Source organism: Intrasporangium sp., assembly GCF_036566125.1.
Lineage (GTDB): Bacteria > Actinomycetota > Actinomycetes > Actinomycetales > Dermatophilaceae > Intrasporangium.
This window is the reverse complement of sequence record NZ_DATCWX010000197.1, coordinates 21,490-43,232: the sequence shown is the minus strand read 5'-3', so window position 1 is coordinate 43,232 and position 21,743 is coordinate 21,490. Positions and strand designations below refer to the sequence as shown.

The following is a 21,743-nucleotide window of genomic DNA, read 5'->3' as shown; positions in this document are numbered from 1 at the left end:
GAGAGGCACCGGTCTGACCAGTGGACTTTTCTCCGTTGGGCGCTACCGTTTCCCTCGGTGGCTCGGATGTCAAGGGTTGACACCGCCCGCGCACCGAATGCGACCGAAACGGAACCGAGAGGCTGGTGAGCGGCGACGTGTCGACGGACTCAACCCGGCGCCCGGCGAGCCTGACGGCGCAAGCCCTCTCAGCGGCATACGGCTCCCTGTCGTTGTCTCCCGTGGACGTCGTGGAGGACGTGGCCGACGTCGTCGCGCTGCGGGAGCCCGAGCTCAACGCCTTCTGGACGTATGACATCGAAAGTGCGCTGTATGCCGCTGAGCGCAGTACCGCACGATGGCGCGCAGGTGCCCCGCGAAGTCCTATCGACGGCGTGCCGGTCACGGTCAAGGAGAACCTCGCCCGAGCCGGCGTGCCGATGCCGGCCGGAAACGCCGGGGTGACCCCTGCCGTCCCCCAGCGCAGCAGCCCCGTCGTCGAACGCATCGAGGAGGCCGGGGGGATCATCCTCGGCTCGACCGTCATGCCGGACTGGGGGATGCTCTCCTCCGGCGTGTCGAGCCTGCACGGCATCACGCGCAGCCCGTGGGATCCGCGCCTCACGACCGGAGGGTCCAGCTCGGGGGCCGGCGCCGCCGCCGCGGGTGGCTACGGTCCCCTCCACGTCGGCACCGACATCGGGGGCTCGATCCGCCTCCCCGGGGCGTGGCTGGGACTGACGACGCTCAAGCCGAGTGCGGGCCGCGTCCCCCTCGACGCGCCCTACCTCGGGCGGGCGGCCGGGCCGATGGCGCGGTCTGCGGTCGATGCGGCCATGCTGCTCGACGTCATCAGCGGACCCGACGCCCGGGACTGGACCGCGCTCCCGGCGGAGCAGCTGGACCTCGACGACCTCACCGTGGGCGGCACCTACGACGTCGCGGGCCTGCGGGTCGGGCTGCACGTCGACGCCGGGTGCGGGCTCCCCCTCGACCCCGCGATCCGCGAGGCGGTCGAGGAGGCCGCCCGGGCCTTTGAGGCGGCCGGTGCCCGGGTCGAGCGGCTGGAGCCGTTCCTCACGCCACAGCTGCTGCGTCAGCTCGATGAGTTCTGGAGGGTGCGCTCGCTCGTCGACTTCGACGCCCTGGAGCCGGCGGCGCGGGAGCGGGTGCTGCCCTTCATCCGGCGCTGGGTCGAGGCGGCGCGCGGCGTGTCGGCGCAGGAGCTGATGCGGGACTACACGAGCATCATGCGGATCCAGCAGGTGACGGTGTTGGCCACGGACCCGTTCGACCTCGTGCTGTCGCCTGTGGCGCCCGTTGCGGCCTTCCCCGCCGAGTGGCCGATGCCGTGGGGGGACGTCGACGAGGGGATGGCGCACATCGGCTTCACCGCCCCGTACAACATGTCGGGCCAGCCTGCCGCCACGGTGAACTGCGGCTTCCTCCCCGACGGCCGTGCCATCGGCCTGCAGGTCTCGGGCCGGCGGTTCGATGACGTCGGGGTGCTCCGGGCGGTGCACTGGTTCGAGCGGCGGCGCAGCCCGGAGGCGACCCCCAGCTGGCCCATCCCGCCCACCCGATCGAGTGAACACAATCCGGGCCCCCACCCCCGATCGAGTGAACAGGATTCGGGCTCCCCCGCGCTTGGTCACCCCGAATGACCGAGCAGCACGCCTTCGAGCAGGTCCGGCCGGTCCGTCTCTACGAGCGGATCGTCGAGCAGGTCGAGGCGGCCGTCGCGAGCGGCGAGCTCGCGCCCGGGCAACGACTGCCGAGTGAGCGGGAGCTCGTCACGCAGTTCGGCACGAGCCGCGCCACCGTGCGCGAGGCCCTGCGCGTCCTCGAGAGCAACGGTGTCGTCCGCTCGCGCCCCGGGGACCCGAACGGCCCCGAGATCCTGCCATTCAGCGCCCGCGGCCTGAGCAAGCAGCTGCGCCGGCTGGCCCGCGCGGAGGAGCTCACCCTGGCCCAGCTGCTCGTCTCGCGGATGATGCTCGACGCCACCGCGAACCGGCTCGCCGCCGTCCTGCGCACTGACGACCAGCTCGCCGACATGGAGGCAGGCATCGACCGGATGCGGCGTGCGCTCGAGCTCGGCTACGACGCGTTCAGCGAGGCAGACCTGGCCTTCCACGAGGCCGTCGCCGTCGCGTCAGGCAACACCATGATCCAGGTGAGCAACGAGGTCGTCCGCGACACGGTCCTCTCGGTCATCGCCGACAAGATCGCGCACGCGCGCAACAGCAAGGCGCTGATGCGCCGCTCCCTGGAGCACCATGAGCAGGTCCTCGATGCGATCCGTTCCGGCAACGGGCCTGCGGCGGCCCGAGCCTCGGTGCAGAGCCTCTACGACTACTACGCCGGCTACGTGCCGGCGTCGGAGCGACACGCCCTACGCGCCCTCCTCGACGCCTGACCGGCCGGCTCACGCGCAGGCCCAGGTTGGGGACGGGGTGGCTTCGCCCCGGCAGACCGGAACCGGCAGAATGCTGGCTCCACGCGCGGTGGCGCGAGGTGACACGAGGGTGGGAGTGAGCAGTGGGAGCGGGATTGCAGGCGATCGAACAGCGGATCGCCGAGGAGCTCGGGGTTCGTGATGGCCAGGTGCGGGCTGCGGTCGGCCTGCTCGACGGCGGGGCGACGGTGCCGTTCGTCGCGCGCTACCGCAAGGAGGTGACCGGTGGCCTCGACGACGCCCAGCTGCGCACCCTCGAGGACCGGCTCGGCTATCTCCGTGAGCTCGAGGAGCGTCGCCGGACCGTGCTCGCCTCGATCGACGAGCAGGGCAACCTCACGGACGAGGTCCGCGCGCAGGTCCTGGCGGCCGAGACCAAGGCGCGCCTCGAGGACATCTACCTGCCCTTCAAGCCGAAGCGCCGGACCAAGGCCCAGATCGCCAGGGAGGCCGGCCTCGAACCGCTCGCCGAGGGACTCCTCGCCGACCCTGCCGTGTCCCCCCAGGCTGCTGCGGCGGCCTTCGTCGAGGAGTCCAGGGGCGTCCGCGATGCTGCCGCCGCGCTCGACGGCGCCCGGGCCATCCTCGTCGAGCGCTTCGCCGAGGACGCCGATCTCATTGGCGACCTGCGCGAGCGCCTCTGGTCGCGCGGGCACCTCACCGCCAAGGTCCGGGAGGGCAAGGAGGCCGAGGGGGCCAAGTTCTCGGACTACTTCGACTTCTCCGAGCCCTTCCCGAAGATGCCCTCCCACCGGGTCCTCGCGATGCTGCGCGGTGAGAAGGAGGAGATCCTCACGCTGACGGTCGACCCGGTGCCGCCGACCGACCAAGGGGCGACAGCGACGGGGCCGACAGAGTACGAGCGGGCCATCGCCCACCGGTTCGGGATCTCCGACCGGGGCCGCCCCGCCGACGGCTGGCTCGCCGACACCGTCCGCTGGGCCTGGCGGACCAAGATCCTCATCCACCTCGGCATCGACGTGCGGATGCGACTGCGCACGTCAGCCGAGGACGAAGCCGTGCGCGTCTTCGCCGCCAACCTGCGCGACCTGCTTCTCGCCGCGCCCGCCGGCACCCGGGCAACGATGGGACTCGACCCCGGCTTCCGCACCGGCGTCAAGGTCGCCGTCGTCGACGCGACCGGCAAGGTCGTGGCGACGGACGTCATCCACCCGCACGTCCCGCAGCGCCAGTGGGACCGGTCCATCAGCACGCTCGCCCGCCTCTGCGCCGAGCACCGCGTCGAGCTCATCGCCATCGGCAACGGCACCGCCTCGCGCGAGACCGACCGCCTGGCGAACGACCTCGTCAAGCGGCACCCCGAGCTCAACGTGACGACCGCGGTCGTCTCCGAAGCCGGGGCCTCCGTCTACTCCGCCTCGGCCTACGCCTCCGAGGAGCTCCCGGGCCTGGACGTCTCCCTCCGCGGAGCCGTCTCCATCGCCCGACGCCTCCAGGACCCGCTTGCCGAGCTCGTCAAGATCGACCCCAAGTCGATCGGCGTGGGCCAGTACCAGCACGACCTCTCGCAGACGTCCCTCGCGCGCTCCCTCGATGCGGTGGTGGAGGACTGCGTCAACGCCGTCGGCGTCGACGTCAACACCGCCTCCGCTCCCCTGCTCCGCCGCGTCTCCGGCATCACGGCCGGGCTCGCGGACAGCATCGTGACCCACCGCGACGCCAACGGACCCTTCCGGAAGCGCGCCGCCCTCAAGCAGGTCCCGCGACTCGGGGCCAAGGCCTTCGAGCAGGCGGCAGGCTTCCTCCGGATCCCCGACGGGGACGACCCGCTCGACTCCTCCGCGGTCCACCCCGAGGCCTATCCGGTCGTCCGCCGGATCCTCACCGAGACCGGATTCGAGCTGCGCGAGCTCATCGGCAACACCGTTGCACTCCAGCGAGTACGGCCGGAGAAGTTCGTCGACGAGACGTTCGGTCTGCCAACGGTGACCGACATCCTCACCGAGCTGGACAAGCCGGGACGAGACCCGCGGCCGGCGTTCCGCACGGCTACCTTCAAGGAGGGTGTCGAGGAGCTGAAGGACCTCGAGCCGGGCATGACGCTCGAGGGGGTTGTGACCAACGTCGCCGCGTTCGGGGCCTTCATCGACATCGGGGTCCACCAGGACGGCCTCGCCCACGTCTCCGCGCTGTCCCACCGGTTCGTCTCCGACCCACGAGAGATCGTCAAGCCTGGCGACGTCGTCAGGTGCAAGGTCCTCGACGTCGACCTCCCACGCAAGCGGATCTCCCTGACGCTGCGCCTCGACGACGAGGTGACCCAGTCCGGCGGCACCGACCAGAGCGGCAGGCGTGGTCGCGGTGATCGCGGTGATCGGGGTGATCGGGGTGATCGGGGTGGTCGACGGTCGCCAGGAAAGAGTGCCCCGCGGGAGGACCGACCTGCCAACAGCGCGATGGCGGATGCCCTCCGGCGCGCCGGCTACCAGGGCTGAGACCCGCGCTCCCTCGATCGGGTGAACAGCTTTCGGCCCGGAAGTTGTTCACTCGATCGGGCTGGGAGTTCTCACTCGATCGGGCTGGGAGGTGCCCTCGCGAGGAGAAGCCGGCTCAGCGGCATACGTCACGCGTTTGCCTCTTGTCCTCGGGACGGATCCTTGGTCGACTGTCACTGGTGGGTCCAGCCCATCCGGGGCCGGACCTGTTGTGGACCGGAGGTACCCAATGACCAGTCAGACGCAGTCGATCCCTGAGGACGCAGAGCTCGAGGGGTCGCCGGCCGGTGTTCACGTGAGCACGACCGTCGCGGCCCCGCTCGAGCGCGTGTGGACGCACCTGATCAGCCCGCGCGGCACGGAGGCCCTGCTCGGCCCCGGCGCCCGCCTCGCCACGAAGGGTGAGCCCTGGCACAGCGAGGACGGCCCGTGCGGCGTCCTGCGCAGCTACCATCCTCTGGAACAGATTCGCGTCTCCTGGCATCCCCACGAGGACGGGCCGCTCAGCATCGTCGACCTCCAGCTCAAGCGTGACGGTGACGGGACCCGGCTCGACATCTTCCACGAGGGGCGGGGCATCGCCGAGGACGGCATGGGCGACAAGGAGCGCTGGGACGAAGCCCTCGGTCGTCTGACCACAACGTTGAACGGCTGACCCGCCGCTGGCCTGACCCGAGTCGTATGCCGCTGGGCCCGGGCGCCCTCTGACGTGTCGTGAATCGCCTACCGAAGTCGGGTCGTGCAATCACACTTGACGAGTGGACGGACGACTCTCGGCCGAGACCTATCGGGCAGCGCTGGCCCGTGCCCACGAGCACGCCCTGGACTGGCTCGACTCGCTCGACACCCGCACGGTGACGCCGCGGGCGAGCATCGACGAGGTCGCCGGGGACCTCGGCACCGAGCTGCCAGACGGCCCCACTTCCCCAGAGGACGTCATCGACCTCCTCGCCGCCGCGGCTGGGCCGGGGCTCACGGCGATGCAGAGCGGCAGGTTCTTCGGCTTCGTCATCGGAGGCACCCAGCCAGCCGCGCTGGCGGCCGACTGGCTCGTCAGTGCCTGGGACCAGAACGCCGGCCTGCGCCTCGTCACCCCGGCCCACTCGGCCATCGAGGACATCGCGACCGCCTGGCTGCTCGACCTGCTCGGTCTGCCGCCCGGCGCTGCCGTCGGCTTCGTCACCGGCGCGACCATGGCCAACTTCACATGTCTTGCGGCGGCCCGCCAGGACGTGCTCCGTCGCGCCGGGTGGGACGCCGACACCGACGGGCTGGCCGGTGGCCCCAGGATCCGGGTCCTCGTCGGCGCCGAACGGCACGACACCGTCGACCTCGCCCTGCGCCTGCTCGGGCTGGGTCGGCCCGAGGTCGTGTCCGTCGACGACCAGGGCCGGATGCGTGTGCCCGATCTCACCGCTGCACTGGACGAGGACGACCGCCTGGACCGCGCACGTCCGACCATCGTCGTCGCCCAGGCGGGCAACATCCACTCAGGCGCGTTCGACGACCTGCGCGAGGTGGTCGGCGTGGCCCGGTCACACGGCGCGTGGGTGCACGTCGACGGCGCGTTCGGCCTGTGGGCCGCCGCCTCGTCGAGTCAGGAGCACCTGCTCCTCGGGCACGAGGCCGCGGACTCGTGGGCCACGGACGCGCACAAGACCCTCAACACGCCGTACGACACCGGTCTCGCCATCGTCCGGGAGCCGTCCGCCTTGCGTGCAGCCATGGCCCTGCACGCCGCCTACCTCATCCATGACAGCCACGGCGAGCCGAGCGACAAGACGCCGGAGCTGTCCCGGCGAGCGCGGGCCGTCACGGTGTGGGCTGCCGTGCGCTCGCTCGGCCGCTCCGGGGTGTCGGGCCTCGTCGACGGGTTGTGTCATCAGGCCTCGGCCCTCGCCGCTGGGTTGGAGGGCATTCCGGGTGTGGCAGTCGAGAACGACGTCGTCTTTACCCAGGTGTGCGCGTCCTTCGGCGACGACGACACGACCCGAGAGGTCGTGCGCCGGGTGCTCGACGAGGGCGAGACGTGGATGAGCGGCTCCACGTGGCGCGGTCGCGCGGTCTTGCGGATCTCCGTGAGCAATTGGGCCACCACGGATCGCGACGTCGCCCGCAGCCTGGCGGCTGTCCGGCGAGCCGTCGACGGGCTGGGAGGGTCGCTCAGCGCACGACCATGACCGGGCAGACCGCGTCGTGGATGACCCGATGGCTGACCGAGCCGAGCAGCATGCCCGTGAAGCCGCCTCGGCCACGAGATCCGACGACGACGAGTCCGGCGTCCTTTCCCATCTCGCTGAGCGTCTCGCCGGGCTCGCCGAGGGCGGCCTCGGTCGTGACCTCGAGGGACGGGTGGGCGCCGCGGACGCGCTGGGCAATCTTGTCCAGGCTCTCCTCGACCCCGGCCTGGGTCGTGTGGGGATCTGGGCCGCCCTCGTCTGCCTGGTCGCCGGCCCCTGCCTCGACGACCGTCCACGTGTTCGTGTGCAGCCGCTCCGCGATGCGCACGATGTGCAGCCGCGCCCCCGCTGCAGCGGCCGTCTCGGCGGCGGCGTCCACCGCACGGTCCGACGGCGCCGAGTCGTCACTGCCGACGAGGACCGGGTGGGCGGCGTCCGGACGGTTGGGCCTGGGCAGGTTCTCCAGGTCGTCGGTGTGGCCAGTGTCGCCCGTGTCGCCGCCCGCCGGTGCCCGGACGATGACGACGGGGCAGGCCGCATGGGCCGCCACGGCGTAGGACGTCGAGCCGAGCAGGCCGCTGAGGATTCGGCCCCGCCCACGGCTGCCGACGACGACGAGGTCGGCGGACCTGGATGCCTCGATGAGCTGGCCGGCCGGGCTGCCAAGCCAGTACTGCGTCTCGATCTGGTTCACCTCGAGCGACTTCTTCGCCCGCTCCGCTCCCTCTGCGACGATCTCCTGCGCCGTGCGCTCGTACACCGGCTCGACGTGTGAGAGGTCCATCGCGGAGAACCCGGGTGTTCCAGCCAGGTTCATGCCATGCACGATCGTCAACGGGCGGCCGCGCTCTCGAGCCGTCTCGATGGCCCAGTCGAGCGCCAGCTGCGACGGGAACGAGCCGTCATAGCCGATGACGATGCCGCGGTCCCGTGCGTTCTCGTGATCCTCAGCCGAGCTCGCCGCGTCGGGTGCCGAGCCGGCCTGGTCGGTCATATCGGTCGAGACGTTCGAGTCCATGAATCCGCACCCTCTCCGGTTCTCTGGGCCGGAGCGGCCGCTCCGGCCGCTCCCATCCTCTCGCAGGGCTGGGTCACGCGCAGCACCGGATGAGCAGTTCGACCTGTGACATTCCGGACGCCAAGCCCGTCGGCCACGGCTCGCCCGTCAGATGCCGAGCTGTTTGGCCACCGCGTCTCCGCCGATCGATCGGATGAACTCAGGGTCCCCGACGACGACGAGCCGGTCCGTGGCCCGGGACATGCCGACGTAGAGCTTCTCTCGGCCACGATCGGCGCGGTCCGTGTTGATGCAGAGCACCACGGCCTTGCGCTCCAGGCCCTTGCAGCCAAGCACGTGCCCGTAGAACACGTCGTCGTTCTCCCAGAAGGAGCGCCAGTACCCGAGCTGGCCGTCCGCATCCTGGCGCTCCTTCTGCGCTGGATGACGTGACCCCATCGTCAGGAGCGCGATGTGCTCCGGACGCCAACCCTCATCCAGGAGCGCCTCGACCTGGTCGTCAGCGACGCCGATCGCGGCGGCGCTGGTGCACGGCGTGACGGCGACCTCTGGGCCATCGCCTCCCTTGAGGGTCATCCGCATCGGGGTGAGGGGACCGAAGGCGCTGGCGATCTGCCGCGTGTTGCGCAGGTTGTGGTCGAGCACGAGGGGCACCAGCGGCACCGGCGGCTGGCCGTACCTGGCGAAGATCCGCTGGTTCTCATCGCTGTAGACGTAGAGCCCGCCCGCCTCCTCGTCCTTGAGCGCCTTCATGAGCGGGTGCCACCAGTGGTCGGCGAAGTCCTGCGCCTCATCGACGATGATCGCGTCGAACCGCTGCCCCTCTGGGAGACCGGTCGCCACCTCGGCCATCTGAGCGGCGAGGTCCCGCTCCCAGAAGTCGGCGTCGTTGCGGTCGTGGTCGTCGAGATGCCCCATTCGTTCGCGAGGTCCTCGAAGGAGCCCGCGAACGCGGGACGGTGTCGTCGCGGCACCCCCTCGAGCTGCCGCTTGAAGTACTGCGACAGCCCGATCGAGTAACAGAGCAGCCCGACCCGCTGCGGCTTGCGCTCCCCCTGTCCCCGGGTGAGGTCCTTGGCCTGCGTGAGGGCCAGGATCGTCTTGCCGGAGCCGGCCCCGCCGCGGACCTCCAACCGGGGAATGAGACGAGTGACCTTGAGCAGTGCTGCCTGCTCCTGCGTGAGCCGGTCCGCGACGGCCTCGCGCTCATCTGCCTCGGCGGTGATGTCGGGGACCGGGAGGCTGCGGCCCGTCAGGATCTCCCGGATCAGGAGGATGTCGTCGTGCGTCGGCACGCGTTGCTCGTTCTGCTGGAGGGCGGCGACGTCGTGGACGCGGCCGGCGAGGTCGTCGAGGTCTTCCCGTCCGCTGACCATCCACCGTGGGCAGTCCGGGGTCGCGAAGTCGGACGCAAGGTCCGTGTAGGGCAGGACGATCGCGTGGCCGAAGCGAACGCGGCTGCGGCAGTTCTTCCAGCGCGGGTCGGCCTCGATGAAGGCACGGAGGGCATACTTGCCGTCGCGCGCCTGCTCGACGGGCCGGATCCGGCTGGTCCGGTTCCGGCCGCCCGACCACCATCGACCCTGCCCGTCGACCGACACGCTGCCGCCCTTCACCTCGACGACGACAACGCCCACTTCGGGCATGAGGACGAGGATGTCGAGCTCGTGGTCCTTCTGCGTGCTCGTCAGCCGCAGGTTGGGGACAAGAACGGTGTCCGGGTGAACCTGTCGCGAGAGCCTGTCCCAGACGAGCCGCTCCGCGTCGTTCGCGAACTGGTGCCCCTCATGTGTCTCCCTGTCCACTCGGCTCTGCCAGCTCCTCACACGCGGCACCATAGCCACGGCCGGACCGTTCCGCAGGGAAACCGATTCCCGCACGGGCGATTCCGCCACGCGCCTGCCCGTTGGACGTGAGTCCGCTCACAGGCATGGACCGCCCCTCGGCAGGTGCCTACTGTGGGGAGTGGCCAGTTCGGCCTCCGGGATGCCCGCACTGGCTGTGGTCAGGCGCGATGCGCCTCCGGGCGCCTGCCACCGGCAGCCCCGGACTGGAGGTCGTCATGACGACGGACACACAATTATCGACGCCAAGTGGTGCCGCATCCGCCCGGGCCCTCGATGGCGAGGCCCGCGTGCGGCTGTACGAGACGATGGTCCTCTGCCGCACCTATGAGGAGGCCATCCTCAGGGAGTACCACGCCGACAAGGGGCCGGGGTTCGACATCGGCAAGGGCCTGATCCCAGGGGAGATGCACCTGTCCGCCGGCCAGGAGCCGGTGGCCGCGGGCGTCTGCGCCCACCTCAGCACCGACGACGGAGTCACCGCGACCCATCGGCCACACCACTTCGCCATCGCCCACGGCATGGACCTGCGGAAGATGACGGCCGAGATCTTCGGCCGTGAGACCGGGCTCGGCCGCGGCCGCGGCGGTCACATGCACCTGTTCGACCCCGACACCCATTTCTCGTGCTCGGGCATCATCGCCGAGGGGTACCCGCCCGCTCTGGGACAGGCCTTCGCCTTCAAGCGCAAGAGCACTGACCGCGTCGTGGTCGCGGTGACCGGCGAGGGGGCAGCCAACCAGGGCGGCTTCCACGAGTCGCTCAACCTCGCGGCGACCTGGAACCTGCCGGTCGTCTTCGTCGTGGAGGACAACGACTGGGGCATCTCCGTGCCGAAGTCGGCCTGCACGGCGATCCCGTCCAACGCCGACCGGGCCGCCGGCTACGGCATCCCGGGCGAGCGAGTGGAGGACAACGACGTCGAGGCGGTCCACGCGGCTGCGGGACGGGCCGTCGCCCGCGCCCGCGCCGGTCAAGGGCCCTCCCTCATCGAGGTCCACACCCTGCGCATGTGGGGACACTTCGAGGGCGACGCGCAGGGCTACCGCCCGGAGCTCGCGGAGGTCCCGGCCCAGGACCCGATCCCACGCTACGAGCAGGCCCTCCGTGCGGCCGGGCTGCTCGACGACGACGCGGTGTCCCGCATCAAGGCGGCGGCGAGCGAGCGCGTCGAGGACGCCGTCGCCCATGCCAAGGACAGCCCCCTGCCGGACCCGGCGCAGGCCACCGACCACGTGTTCGCCTGAGGAGACGACGATGACCATCACTGACACCCCGACGACTCCTGCGCCTGCGGCGAGCCGACGTCTCAGCACCTCCAAGGCCATGGTCGAGGCCATCGCCCAGGAGATGGAGCGGGACCCATCCGTCATCTATCTCGGCGAGGATGTCGGCGCCTACGGCGGGATCTTCAGCTCGACGACAGGGCTGCTCGACCGCTTCGGGCCGGATCGCATCCTCGACACGCCGATCTCGGAGACGGCCTTCATCGGCCTCGGCATCGGCGCGGCGACCGAGGGCCTGCGCCCCATCGTCGAGCTCATGTTCGCCGACTTCCTCGGCGTCTGCTTCGACCAGATCTACAACCACATGGCCAAGATCCACTTCGAGTCCGGCGGCAACGTCAAGGTCCCCATGGTCCTGACCACGGCCGTCGGCGGCGGGTACTCCGATGGGGCCCAGCACTCGCAATGCCTCTGGGGCACCTTCGCCCACCTGCCCGGCATGAAGGTCGTCGTGCCGAGCAACCCGGCCGATGCCAAGGGCCTGATGACCGCGGCGATCCGGGACGACAACCCGGTGGTGTACCTGTTCCACAAGGGCGTCATGGGCCTGCCCTGGATGGCCAAGAACCCCCGCTCCATCGACGTCGTCCCGGAGGGTGAGTATGTCGTGCCGATCGGCAAGGCGGCGCTGGCCCGCGAGGGCAAGGACGTCACCGTCGTGACGCTGTCTCTCTCCGTGCACCACGCCCTCGACGTCGCCGAGAAACTGGCTGGCGACGGCATTGACGTCGAGGTGCTCGACCTGCGCAGCCTCGTCCCCCTCGACCGCGAGGCGATCCTCACCTCGGTCGCCAAGACCGGCAGGCTCGTCGTCGTCGACGAGGACTACCAGTCCTTCGGCCTGTCCGGCGAGGTCGTGGCCACGGTCGCCGACCGTGACCCGACGCTGCTCAAGGCGCCGGTCCAGCGGGTCGCCGTCCCCGACGTGCCCATCCCGTACGCCCACGTGCTCGAGTACGCAGTGCTGCCGAGGCCGGAGCGCATCGAGGAAGCGGTGCGCCGGGTGGTCGGCGGATGACCGAGGTCCCGTTCCCCGGGCTGTCCACGGAGAACCCCGACAGCGAGGGAGTCGTGTCGACCTGGTTCGTCGGGGAGGGCGAGTCCGTCGCCGCGGACCAGTTGCTCGCCGAGGTTCAGGTCGACAAGGTGGCCGCAGAGGTGCTCGCTCCTGTGGCGGGCGTCGTACGCCTCCTCGTCGAGGAGGAGGCGGTGGTCAAGCAGGGCGAGCCCATCGCCCACATCGATTAGCCGTATGCCGCTGGGCTGGGTTGGCGTACACCACGACGACCCAGCCCGCCGCCGCCGCGCCGCCCCCGCCCCGATCGAGTGAACAACATTTGGGAAGTGGCCGCCCATTTTCCGTTCACTCGATCGGGTGAGACGTGGGCGTCGACCCTGATCCCTGACCCCGCGCACGAGGCACTGTCGGCGGACTCTTCTACGGTGGGTGCATGACCCTCCACGAGTCCACCATGTCCACATCGACCATCCGACAGCGCTTCCTCGACCTCCACGTCCCCGGCCGTCCTCTGCTCATGCCCAATCCTTGGGATGCCGGCTCGGCCAAGGTGCTGGAGAGCCTGGGCTTCCGCGCCCTGGCCACGACGAGCGCTGGATTTGCCGGCACCGTGGGAAGGCTGGACGGACGCGTCACACGGGACGAGGCGCTCCGCCATGCCGAGCAGGTCGTCGCCGCCGTGACCGTGCCGGTCAGCGCAGACCTGGAGAGCTGCTTCGCATCGGACGCGTCAGGGGTCGCGGAGACCGTGCGGCTCGCCGCGGCGGCCGGTCTGGCCGGCTGCTCCATCGAGGACTATGACTCGGACACCGGCGGACTGTTCCCGATCGCGGAAGCAGCCGAGCGCGTCGCCGCCGCCGCCGAGGCCGCCCACGCCGGGCCCGATCCGTTCGTCCTTACTGCTCGCGCGGACGGCGCCCTGCATGGCCTCGAGGGCCCGGACGAGACGATCGCACGGCTGCGTGCGTTCGAGGAGGCCGGTGCCGACGTGCTCTATGCACCGGGTGTGTCGGCGCTCCCCGAGCTCCGCCGGATTCTCGAGGCGGTGTCCCTGCCCATCAACGTCCTCGCCCTGCCCGATGCGCCCACCGTGGCCGAGCTCGCCGAGGTCGGCGTCGCCAGGGTCTCCGTGGGATCCGGGTTCTTCCTGGCGGCCATGGGCGCGCTTGCGGCGGCCGGCCGGGAGCTGCTCGACGAGGGCACCTACCAGTTCTGGGACTCGGCCCTCAGGGGCCAGGAGGCGACCCGCGCAGCGTTCGCCTGAAACCGGTCCGGCGGCGTTCTCAGCGAGCGTCAGCGGACGACCATCACTGGCGAGGTCGCGTGGTGGATGACGGTGTGGCTCACCGACCCGAGCAGCATCCCTGCGAAGCCACCGCGACCACGTGAGCCGACGACGACGAGTCCAGCGCCCTCACCGGCTCGTGCGATGGCGAGGCCGGGGCTGTCCTCGACCACTTCGGACGTGACCTCGAGGTCCGGGAAACGCTCCTGGATCCGTTCGACGAGCTCCCGAGTCGCATCCTCCGCGAAGGCGCGGAACTCCTCCACGAAGCGCGCGTCGTGCATGGTGTACGTGTCGCCGTATCCCATGGGTGCCAACTCCGGCTGGGCCTGGGGGTCGAGGACAATCGGCTGGATGACCCGGGCGATGTGCAGGGCCGCGCCCGCGTCGGCGGCGACCTCCGCGGCTCGGTCGAGCGCACGGAGCGCCGGCTCGGAGTCGTCCACGCCGACGACCACCCGATGCTCCGCATCTGGATGGAGCGATGCGTCATCCCGCACGACGACCGCGGGGCAGGTGGCGTGCGCAGTGACGTTGTACGACGTCGACGCGAGCAGGCCGCCCATGATCCGGCCTCTGCCATGCGAACCGGTCACGACGAGATGGGCGGACTCGCTCTCCTCCACCAGGCCTCCGGCGGCACTGTCGAGCACGCTCTTGCCGGTGACCGCCTCACGTCCGAGCACTGCGGCGGCGCGCGACACAGCCTCCTCGACGACCTGGTCGGCCACACTCGCCAAGAGCTCGCTCTGCCCATCCGGCGCCGTCGTCCCCAGCGCAGGGACGTGGGCGACGCCGTAACAGTGCAGGATCGTCAGCGGACGCGACTCACGGCGAGCCGTCTCGATGGCCCAGGTGAGGGCCGGCTCGGACCCTTCCGCGCCGCTGTAGCCGACGACGATCCGCCGGCGGTCCGGCGTATCCTCGGTGGAACCGGTGTGCTCGCTCATGGTCAGCCTCCACGTCGAGCCGGCGGACGTGACCGGCCACGAACCCATTATCGCCTTCCCTCGTCCACACACCCACCGCCACACCGATCGGCTGCGACGTGGCTCTCGACCTGAGAGATCAACTACCCGTGGGGAGGACGATCGGGAGGGCGCGGGCGTCCGAGAGCGAGCCCAGCGGCATACGGCCAAGCCTGGTCGGCCCCACGCTCAGACCGGGCGCGTCGCGGGGGCGTTGTCCAGGGTCAGGTTGGCGTCCCGCTCGACGACGTCGCCGAGGACCTCGTCGACGAGGGCCATCAGTTCGGGAGCCAAGGGAACGCCGACCGCTTTGACGTTCTCCGTCACCTGCTCCGGTCGGGAGGCGCCGATGATGGCGGAGGCGACGTTGGGGTTGTGCAGCACCCAGGCGACGGCCAGCTGCGCCATCGTGAGCCCGGCCTGGTCCGCGACAGGCCGCAGTGCCTGGACCCGCTCGAGGACATCGTCACGGAGGAACCGCTTGACGAAGTCCGCTCCACCCTTGTCATCGGTGGCCCGTGAGCCCTCGGGCACCGGCCGACCCGTTACGTACTTGCCCGTCAGCACACCCTGGGCGACCGGGCTGAAGACGATCTGACTGACCCCGAGCTCCTCGCTCGTCGGGATGACCTCGTCCTCGATGACCCGCCACAGCATCGAGTACTGCGGCTGGTTCGAGACGAGCTGGAAACCGAGCTCGCGGCTCAGCTTGACGCCGTCACGGATCTGCTCCGCGCTCCACTCGCTCACCCCGATGTAGAGGGCCTTGCCCTGACGGACGATGTCGGCGAAGGCCTGCATCGTCTCGGCCAGCGGTGTCTCCGTGTCGTACCGGTGCGCCTGGTAGACGTCGACGTAGTCCGTCTGCAGGCGGCGGAGCGACCCGTTGATCGACTCCATGATGTGCTTGCGCGACAGGCCGGTGTCGTTCTTGCCCTTGGGCCCCGTGGGCCAGTAGACCTTGGTGAGGATCTCGAGGCTCTCGCGCCGCTCACCCTTGAGGGCCTCGCCGAGCACCACCTCCGCCGCCGTGTTGGCGTACGTGTCCGCGGTGTCGAAGGTCGAGATCCCCGCGTCGAGCGCGGCACGGACGCATCGGATGGCGACGTCGTTCTCGACCTGGGAGGCGTGGGTCAGCCAGTTGCCGTAGGTGATCGTCGAAACCTTCAGTCCGCTGTTTCCGAGGTACCTGTATTCCATGGAGCCACCGTAGGGGCTGCCCGGCTGGACCACCGCGAGGACCCTGGCCTACTGCCTCTCCGCCTGGACCTGATCGGCCTCCTCACGAATGGCCTCCTGCTCGTCGATGAGCTTCTCCCGGCTCCGGGCCTTCTTCTCCGAGGCCTTGGTGCCCCGGGGCGGGAGCTGAATTGCCTCCTCGGCGGCCATGCCGGCCTGCAGCTCACGGCCCCGCTCCAGCTCGGCGTCAACCTCGGCGCCGAACAGCAGCGCGAGGTTCATCAGCCACATCCACAGCAGGAAGATGATGACGCCGGCCAACGACCCGTACGTCTTGTCGTAGTTGCTGAAACCAGAGACGTAGAAACCGAACCCGATGGAGGCGACGATTGCCACGATGATGGCGATGGCCGCGCCCACCGACAGCCAGCGGAACCGTGGCTGCTGAACGTTCGGGCTCGCCCAGTAGAGCAGTGCCACCATGACGATGACGAGCACCAGGATGACGGGCCACTTCACGATGCTCCACACCGTGACGGAGGCCTCCCCCAGACCGATGGCATCCCCCACAGCCCGGGCGAGATTCCCTGAAAGGACGAGTCCGAGCAGGATCAGCGCCGCCATGATGACGAAGACGATCGTGAGGGCGAGGTTGAGCGGCCGCAGGACGAAGAAGGGCCGTCCCTCGTCGATGTCGTAGATGCGGTTCATCGCACGGCCGAACGCGCCGATGTAGCCGGACGCCGACCAGATCGCGACGATGAGGCCAATGGCGAGGGTCAGGCCCGCACCGCTGGAGTTGACCATGTCGGTGATCGGGCCACGCAGCGTGTCCGCGGAGTCGCCCTGCCCCACCGCTTTGAGGATGTCGAGGAGGGCATCGACCGTCGACTCGCCCTGCCCGAAGACGCCGAGCAGGGAGACGAGCGCGAGGAGGCCGGGGAAGATCGAGAGGACGCCGTAGTACGTCAGGCCCGCGGCCAGGTCCATGCACTCGTCGTGGCTGAACTCATGGGTCGCCCGCTTGAGGCTGACCATCCAGATACGGCGGCGCAGGTCTGGAGGCGACTCAGGCTTGCGCGCGTCGTCGGGCGGAACGGCGGTGTCAGCGCGCTCCTCGCTCTTGCCCTCGTTCATGTCCCGACTCCTTCGACCTCATCTCCCAGTCGAGCGCTCCTTACCCACCGGGGTTGGGTTGCACACGATCCGACCAGGTCACACAGGGCAGAACTGCGCCCCACGGACCCGGCTGTGCGAAAGTTGAGGAGCATGCACATCGAGCGCACGAGTCCCAACGACCTGACCACTCTGGCGACCGACCACGGCCCGGTGCCGATGAACATCGCTGCGGCACTGGTCATCGACGGCGGCTCCGACCTGGGACTGCCCACGGTTCGCAGCCTGCTGGAGCAGCGCCTGCCGCGGGTGCCCCGCCTGCGTCAACGGATCCTGACAACGCCGTTCGGGCACGGCCGTCCGGTCTGGGTCGACGATGCGGACTTCGACCTCGACCAGCACCTGGCCCAGGTCCGGCTCGGCCCTCCAGCCCGCGACCGAGACCGAGACCGAGACCATGATTCCGCCGATTCCGCCGATTCCGCGGGTTCCGCGGGTTCCGCTGATTCGGCAGAGCGTGAGCAGCTGCTTCACGTGGTGTCGGACACGGCCTGCCACCGACTTCCAGCGGACCGGCCGCTCTGGGCGGCTCGGTGGGTGACGGGCCTGTCGGACGGCAGCGCTGCCTTGGTGCTCGTCATCCACCACGCTCTGGCGGACGGACTCGGCGGCCTCGCCGTCCTCGCGGCACTGGGCGACGGGGGCGCCGGACTGGCAACTACATCGCCGTTCCCCCAGCCGCCACCATCCCGTCGGGACCTGCTGCACGACGCCTGGAGCGAGCGAGGTCGTGGGCTCAGGCGAGCAGGTGCCGCGCTGGCGACGGGCCTGCAGGGCCTGCGCGAGCTCGGCCTGACCGGCGGCCCGCCCCGTCGGGCACCCGTGACCTCGTTGAACCGGCCAACCGGCTCGCGCCGGGAGCTGTCGATCGTGACCATTCCACTGGAGCCGGTGAGGGACCTGGCGCATGCCACCCAGAGCACCGTCAACGACGTGCTCGTCACCGCGATCGTCGGCGCGTTGTCCGCCCTGCTCCGACGACGCGACGAGGCCCCCGACGCGCTGGTCATCTCGGTCCCCATCTCCGGGCGGCGGACCACGACGCCGGATCGTCTGGGCAACGTCACCGGGGTGGTTCCGCTGACGCTGCCGACCACGCCCGACCCGCGCGAGCGGCTCGCGAGGACCGCTGCCATCTCCAGGGTCCGTCGCAGCGGCCGTCGGGCCAGCTCGGCCGGCCCGATGGGCCTGGCCTTCCGCGCGCTGGGGCGGGTCGGCCTGTTCCAGCCGTTCATCGACCACCAGCGTCTCGTCAACACGTTCATCACGAACGTGCGCGGTCCGGACCAGATCCTGAGGCTCGGGGGCCGCCGGATCGTCGAGATCATCCCGGTCGCCGTCACTCCGGGCAACGTCGCGGTGACCTTCGACATCCTCTCGTACGCCGGCCGGGTGGGCATCACCATCGTCTCCGATCCCGACCTTGTTCCGGAGTACTGGGTCTTGGCTGAGCTGCTCAGCGAGGAACTGCACGATCTTGTCGCCGGGTAAGGAACACCACGGCCTCCTCGCACGTTGTAGAACATGCGTTCGGTCCGCGGATCGATCGCGGCCGATGAAGCGGGCGCAACAGGGTAAGGAGCGCACGGGTCATCAGCCACGGCAGAGGGAGAAGGTGGAATATCGTGCAGAAGCGGAAGAAGTACGTGGAGATCGAGGCAGACAACGGGACAGTCGTGCGGTACGTCCGCCACGAGAACGGCGGGGGCCTGGTTGACGCGTCGGCCACGGTTGATCGCACTGCGTTCGTCGAGGCGACGGCCTACGTCGAGTCCGGGGCCACGGTTCGCCCGGGCGCTCGGATCCTGACGGGCGCATGGGTCGATTGTGACGCAGAGGTCCGCGAGGACGCCGTCGTCGGCAGCGCCGCCCACGTCGGACCGCGCGCCGTCATCGGCCGAGCCGCTCGGCTGGGTCCGCGGGTGAAGGTCGGTGCGGATGCGCGGGTCGGGGCCGGGGTCCGTCTGGGTCCGGACGCCGTCGTGCCCGAGCGCAGGCGGCTTCCCTCGCACCCGAGCACTCGCGCCGCAGCCTGACTATCGGCCGCGATCGCCGGACGTCCAGCTCCGCTGCGCCGAAGTCTCAAGTCACCTCGGTGTTGGTCGACTCGGGGCGAACTGCGGGCATCTCGGCTGTCGCTGCCTCCGGGAGTTGGCCGGTGAGGAGGAAGGTCTGCATCAGCCCCTTCCCCTTGACGGCCACCGTTCCCCGCGGCCGGATGACGAACTGCTCCCGGAGCGCGGCGGCGACGCGTTCCGTCACCTGGATCTCACCGGTCAGCCCATGTGACTCCATCCGGCTGGCGGTGTTGACCGTGTCGCCCCAGAGGTCGTAGATGAACTTGCGGCGACCGATGACGCCCGCGACGGCCGGCCCACTGTCGATCCCGATCCGAACGGCGAGCCAGGAGTGGCCGGTCTCGTGCGCAACGCGCTCGAGCTCCTCCCGCATCGCGAGTGCGGTCAGTGCGATCGCCTGGAGGTGGTCCGGTCGTGGCTCCGGCAGCCCGCCGGCGACCATGTACGCGTCACCGATGGTCTTGATCTTCTCGACGTCGTACGCATCAGCGACCTCGTCGAAGGCGGTGAAGATCCGGTCGAGCAGCGCGACGAGCTCTACAGCTGGTAGCACCATGGCGTGTTCGGTGAAATCGGCCAGGTCGGCGAAGAGCACACTGACGTCGTCATAGTGCTCAGCGATGACGTCGTCCTTCTCCTTGAGCCGCCGGGCGATCGCGGACGGCAGCACGTTGAGGAGCAGCCGCTCGGAGCGCTCCCGCTCCAGCTCGAGCGCGGCTCGAGCGCGCTCGCGCTGCTCGACGAAGTACCCGAGCATGACAAACGCGCTCACGGTCACGCCCATGACGTTGAGCACGAAGAACGTGACGACGAAGGCGTCGGGGAGCTGGGCGGGATGCGCCGCCAAACCCGAGTCCAGGATCGCCAGGAGCACCAGCCAGACGAAGCACGCAGTGAGCCAGGCGAGGGCCCGCCTGACCCCGAGCATGGCGAGCGCCGCCAACGGGGTGAAGGCCACCCAGAGCACCATGCCGCTCGATGCGACAAAGCCGCCGAGCGAGATCTGCAGCAGGCCCGGGAGGACGAGGAAGGCCAGGAACTGGGTCGTGCGGAAGACGGCGAAACGTCGAGTCCTGGCGAGGACCAGCAGTCCCGCCACGGTGAGTACCTGGTAGGTCCCCGGGATGGCGGCGGCGACGGGATGGCCATAGAACAGATAGGTCACGACCCAGACGAACGACAGCAGCACGATGAGCAGGGATGCGAGGATCAGACTCCCGTGGCGGAGCCGTTCGTCCTTGGTGTCACTCGGTCTCGCACCGATGTCCCCCAATGCGTCGAGCACCTGCAGCACCCGCAGCATCCGCAGCATCTGCGCGCTGCCAGCGCGATCGGCCGCAGGCGGAGCCGGGACCGGGGTGGCCACCATGGTCAGTCCACGGACGTGCCGCGCGCTGCCCGCAGGATCGCGGCAGCGGAGACGTCGATGTCGTGCTCGGTGGTCGTTGCGTTGGACACCGACACGCGGATGAGCCGCCGGCCCCGCCACGTCGTGCCGCCGACCCAGCACGTCCCCTCACGTTGGATCCTGCTGATGGCCGAGTCCGTCTCCTCGTCATCCCCGACACCAACGAGGATCTGGTTGAGCACGACGTCGTTGACGATCTCCGCTCCCCCGGCGGCCAAACGGTCGGCCATCCGCCGGGCGAGGGCACATGAGCGCTCTACGAGGTCGGCCACGCCCGACCCACCGAGCTCCTGCAGGGCGGCCCAGACCGCGAATCCTCTTGCCCTACGGCTGGACTCGGGCGTGAGGTCACCAAGGACGAAGTCGGAGGTTGCTCCGGACCCGGTGAGGTACGGAGCCCGGTAGGACAGCGTGGCCGCATGAAGAGCGGGGTCGGCGCAGAACGCGAGGCCGCAGTCGTACGGCACGTTGAGCCACTTGTGAGCATCGGTCCCCCACGAGTCCGCGAGCTCGACACCTTCGACGAGGTGGGCGTAGGTTGCGCTCGCTGCGGCCCAGAGGCCGAAGGCGCCGTCGACGTGGACCCACGCCCCGCGTTCGTGGGCGAACGGGACGGCGGCGCGCAGGTCATCGCAGGCGCCGGTGTTGACGTTGCCGAGCTGGAGACAGACGATCGTCGGTCCACCGGCGCCCTGATCAAGCACCTGCCGGAGCGCGTCGACGTCGATGGCGCCGTTGGCGTCCGTCGCGACGGACTCGATGCTCACGGCCCCCAGCCCGAGCAGCTGAACCGCCCGGTCGATGGTCGCGTGTCGCTCCTCGCTCGCGACGACGCGAACCCGTGGCGCGCCGGCCAGCCCATCGCGGGCGACGTCCCAACCGGCATCTGCCAGCACCTTGTTGCGGCCGATGGCGAGCCCCACGGTGTTGGCCCCCTGTGCTCCGGTGACGAACCCCGTCGAGGCAGACGCCGGCAGGTGGAGCAGTTCCTTCAGCCAGGCCCCTGCCGCGCGTTCCGCCGCGGCCGCTGCCGGTGAGAGCACCTCGTTGAAGGCGCACTGGTCCCAACCGACGGCGAGCAGGTCGGCGGCCGAGGCGGCCGGAGACGCGCCCCCGATGACGAACCCGAAGAATCGGGGTCCGACCGTGGCGACCAGACCCGGCTCGGCGGCGGCTACGAGCCGCTCGAGGACCTTGGCCGCGGATGTCGGATGCCTGGGCAGGGATCCGCCGAACGCCTTGTCGAGCTCGACCCGACCCGTCGAGGGTTGAACCGGGACGTCACCGGCCCTGAGGCGGTAGTCGGCCGCGACCTGCGCGGCACGGGCGAAGAGGGACGGCACATCGGCTTGCACAGATCCACGGTCCTCCAGTGGCGGGCGCCGCGCACGGCGTTTGCCAGATCATGGA

The 21,743-nt window shown here is 70.1% G+C and carries 19 protein-coding genes; 11 read left to right on the top strand and 8 right to left on the bottom strand.

The window, feature by feature from the left end; all coding sequences use genetic code 11:
- Window positions 1-125: 125 nt before the first annotated feature.
- From VIR15_RS11985 to VIR15_RS11965, 5 genes are all read left to right on the top strand, one after another.
- A complete protein-coding gene (locus tag VIR15_RS11985; RefSeq protein ID WP_331927868.1) occupies window positions 126-1,643 on the top strand; it encodes an amidase in 1,518 nt (505 codons plus the stop codon).
- Entirely contained in the window at window positions 1,640-2,398 is a 759-nt protein-coding gene (locus VIR15_RS11980; RefSeq protein ID WP_331927866.1) for a FadR/GntR family transcriptional regulator, read from the top strand. The genes VIR15_RS11985 and VIR15_RS11980 overlap by 4 nt, the downstream gene beginning before the upstream one ends.
- 122 nt (window positions 2,399-2,520) lie before the next feature.
- Window positions 2,521-4,893 carry a Tex family protein gene (locus VIR15_RS11975; protein ID WP_331927864.1) on the top strand — a complete coding sequence of 791 codons (2,373 nt, stop codon included), beginning with the start codon at window positions 2,521-2,523 and terminating at the stop codon, window positions 4,891-4,893.
- 229 nt (window positions 4,894-5,122) lie between these two features.
- Window positions 5,123-5,548, top strand: coding sequence for an SRPBCC family protein (locus VIR15_RS11970; RefSeq protein WP_331927862.1), 426 nt, complete (start codon window positions 5,123-5,125; stop codon window positions 5,546-5,548).
- A 103-nt stretch (window positions 5,549-5,651) separates the two neighbouring features.
- Window positions 5,652-7,073 (top strand): pyridoxal phosphate-dependent decarboxylase family protein, encoded by a 1,422-nt coding sequence (locus VIR15_RS11965; RefSeq protein ID WP_331927860.1) that lies wholly within the window; start codon window positions 5,652-5,654, stop codon window positions 7,071-7,073.
- Here the strand turns inward: VIR15_RS11965 and VIR15_RS11960 are convergent.
- The 3 genes from VIR15_RS11960 to VIR15_RS11950 all read right to left on the bottom strand — a co-directional run bounded on the left by VIR15_RS11960 (window position 7,057) and on the right by VIR15_RS11950 (window position 9,896).
- Window positions 7,057-8,091, bottom strand: coding sequence for a universal stress protein (locus VIR15_RS11960; protein WP_331927858.1), 1,035 nt, complete (start codon window positions 8,089-8,091; stop codon window positions 7,057-7,059). The genes VIR15_RS11965 and VIR15_RS11960 overlap by 17 nt on opposite strands.
- Window positions 8,092-8,238: 147 nt before the next feature.
- Entirely contained in the window at window positions 8,239-8,934 is a 696-nt protein-coding gene (locus VIR15_RS11955; protein WP_331927856.1) for a DEAD/DEAH box helicase, read from the bottom strand.
- Window positions 8,841-9,896, bottom strand: a complete 1,056-nt coding sequence (locus VIR15_RS11950; RefSeq protein ID WP_331927854.1) for an NERD domain-containing protein — start codon at window positions 9,894-9,896, stop codon at window positions 8,841-8,843. The genes VIR15_RS11955 and VIR15_RS11950 overlap by 94 nt, the downstream gene beginning before the upstream one ends.
- 257 nt (window positions 9,897-10,153) lie before the next feature.
- Between VIR15_RS11950 and VIR15_RS11945 the strand changes: the two genes are divergently transcribed.
- The 4 genes from VIR15_RS11945 (at window position 10,154) to VIR15_RS11930 (ending at window position 13,503) form a co-directional block, all read left to right on the top strand.
- Window positions 10,154-11,182: a thiamine pyrophosphate-dependent dehydrogenase E1 component subunit alpha gene (locus tag VIR15_RS11945; RefSeq protein WP_331927852.1), complete on the top strand. Its 1,029-nt coding sequence runs from the start codon at window positions 10,154-10,156 to the stop codon at window positions 11,180-11,182.
- Window positions 11,183-11,192: 10 nt separating this feature from the next.
- Window positions 11,193-12,239, top strand: coding sequence for an alpha-ketoacid dehydrogenase subunit beta (locus VIR15_RS11940; RefSeq protein ID WP_331927850.1), 1,047 nt, complete (start codon window positions 11,193-11,195; stop codon window positions 12,237-12,239).
- The gene (locus VIR15_RS11935; protein WP_331927848.1) at window positions 12,236-12,469 is read left to right on the top strand and encodes a lipoyl domain-containing protein; all 234 of its coding nucleotides are present in this window, start codon (window positions 12,236-12,238) and stop codon (window positions 12,467-12,469) included. The genes VIR15_RS11940 and VIR15_RS11935 overlap by 4 nt, the downstream gene beginning before the upstream one ends.
- Before the next feature lie 203 nt (window positions 12,470-12,672).
- On the top strand, window positions 12,673-13,503 hold the full coding sequence (locus VIR15_RS11930) for an isocitrate lyase/PEP mutase family protein (RefSeq protein WP_331927846.1): 831 nt from the start codon (window positions 12,673-12,675) through the stop codon (window positions 13,501-13,503).
- 29 nt (window positions 13,504-13,532) lie between these two features.
- Here the strand turns inward: VIR15_RS11930 and VIR15_RS11925 are convergent, their stop codons facing one another.
- From VIR15_RS11925 to VIR15_RS11915, 3 genes are all read right to left on the bottom strand, one after another.
- Entirely contained in the window at window positions 13,533-14,474 is a 942-nt protein-coding gene (locus VIR15_RS11925) for a universal stress protein (RefSeq protein ID WP_331927844.1), read from the bottom strand.
- A gap of 207 nt (window positions 14,475-14,681) precedes the next feature.
- Window positions 14,682-15,692, bottom strand: coding sequence for an aldo/keto reductase family protein (locus VIR15_RS11920; protein WP_331927842.1), 1,011 nt, complete (start codon window positions 15,690-15,692; stop codon window positions 14,682-14,684).
- Between the two features lie 48 nt (window positions 15,693-15,740).
- Window positions 15,741-16,808, bottom strand: coding sequence for a YihY/virulence factor BrkB family protein (locus VIR15_RS11915; protein WP_331927840.1), 1,068 nt, complete (start codon window positions 16,806-16,808; stop codon window positions 15,741-15,743).
- 132 nt (window positions 16,809-16,940) lie between these two features.
- On the opposite strand from VIR15_RS11915, the gene VIR15_RS11910 reads away from it, so the two are divergent.
- Together VIR15_RS11910 and VIR15_RS11905 are read left to right on the top strand one after the other, a co-directional pair.
- Complete coding sequence (locus VIR15_RS11910) at window positions 16,941-18,338, top strand: wax ester/triacylglycerol synthase domain-containing protein (protein WP_331927838.1); 1,398 nt, start codon at window positions 16,941-16,943, stop codon at window positions 18,336-18,338.
- A 134-nt stretch (window positions 18,339-18,472) separates the two neighbouring features.
- Window positions 18,473-18,883 carry a transferase gene (locus tag VIR15_RS11905; RefSeq protein WP_331927836.1) on the top strand — a complete coding sequence of 137 codons (411 nt, stop codon included), beginning with the start codon at window positions 18,473-18,475 and terminating at the stop codon, window positions 18,881-18,883.
- Between the two features lie 46 nt (window positions 18,884-18,929).
- Here VIR15_RS11905 and VIR15_RS11900 read toward each other — a convergent pair whose 3' ends face one another.
- Together VIR15_RS11900 and VIR15_RS11895 are read right to left on the bottom strand one after the other, a co-directional pair.
- Complete coding sequence (locus VIR15_RS11900; protein WP_331927834.1) at window positions 18,930-20,294, bottom strand: adenylate/guanylate cyclase domain-containing protein; 1,365 nt, start codon at window positions 20,292-20,294, stop codon at window positions 18,930-18,932.
- A gap of 2 nt (window positions 20,295-20,296) precedes the next feature.
- Window positions 20,297-21,688 carry a pyridoxal phosphate-dependent decarboxylase family protein gene (locus VIR15_RS11895; RefSeq protein ID WP_331927832.1) on the bottom strand — a complete coding sequence of 464 codons (1,392 nt, stop codon included), beginning with the start codon at window positions 21,686-21,688 and terminating at the stop codon, window positions 20,297-20,299.
- Window positions 21,689-21,743 lie beyond the last annotated feature (55 nt).

Excerpts from the sequence above, each read along its gene's own strand:
- VIR15_RS11980 (WP_331927866.1), top strand. The coding sequence starts at position 1,640 with ATGACCGAGCAGCACGCCTTCGAGCAGGTCCGGCCGGTCCGTCTCTAC.
- VIR15_RS11970 (WP_331927862.1), top strand. The coding sequence starts at position 5,123 with ATGACCAGTCAGACGCAGTCGATCCCTGAGGACGCAGAGCTCGAGGGG.
- VIR15_RS11960 (WP_331927858.1), bottom strand. The coding sequence starts at position 8,091 with ATGGACTCGAACGTCTCGACCGATATGACCGACCAGGCCGGCTCGGCA.
- VIR15_RS11945 (WP_331927852.1), top strand. The coding sequence starts at position 10,154 with ATGACGACGGACACACAATTATCGACGCCAAGTGGTGCCGCATCCGCC.
- VIR15_RS11940 (WP_331927850.1), top strand. The coding sequence starts at position 11,193 with ATGACCATCACTGACACCCCGACGACTCCTGCGCCTGCGGCGAGCCGA.
- VIR15_RS11935 (WP_331927848.1), top strand. The coding sequence starts at position 12,236 with ATGACCGAGGTCCCGTTCCCCGGGCTGTCCACGGAGAACCCCGACAGC.
- VIR15_RS11930 (WP_331927846.1), top strand. The coding sequence starts at position 12,673 with ATGACCCTCCACGAGTCCACCATGTCCACATCGACCATCCGACAGCGC.
- VIR15_RS11925 (WP_331927844.1), bottom strand. The coding sequence starts at position 14,474 with ATGAGCGAGCACACCGGTTCCACCGAGGATACGCCGGACCGCCGGCGG.
- VIR15_RS11920 (WP_331927842.1), bottom strand. The coding sequence starts at position 15,692 with ATGGAATACAGGTACCTCGGAAACAGCGGACTGAAGGTTTCGACGATC.
- VIR15_RS11915 (WP_331927840.1), bottom strand. The coding sequence starts at position 16,808 with ATGAACGAGGGCAAGAGCGAGGAGCGCGCTGACACCGCCGTTCCGCCC.
- VIR15_RS11910 (WP_331927838.1), top strand. The coding sequence starts at position 16,941 with ATGCACATCGAGCGCACGAGTCCCAACGACCTGACCACTCTGGCGACC.
- VIR15_RS11900 (WP_331927834.1), bottom strand. The coding sequence starts at position 20,294 with ATGGTGGCCACCCCGGTCCCGGCTCCGCCTGCGGCCGATCGCGCTGGC.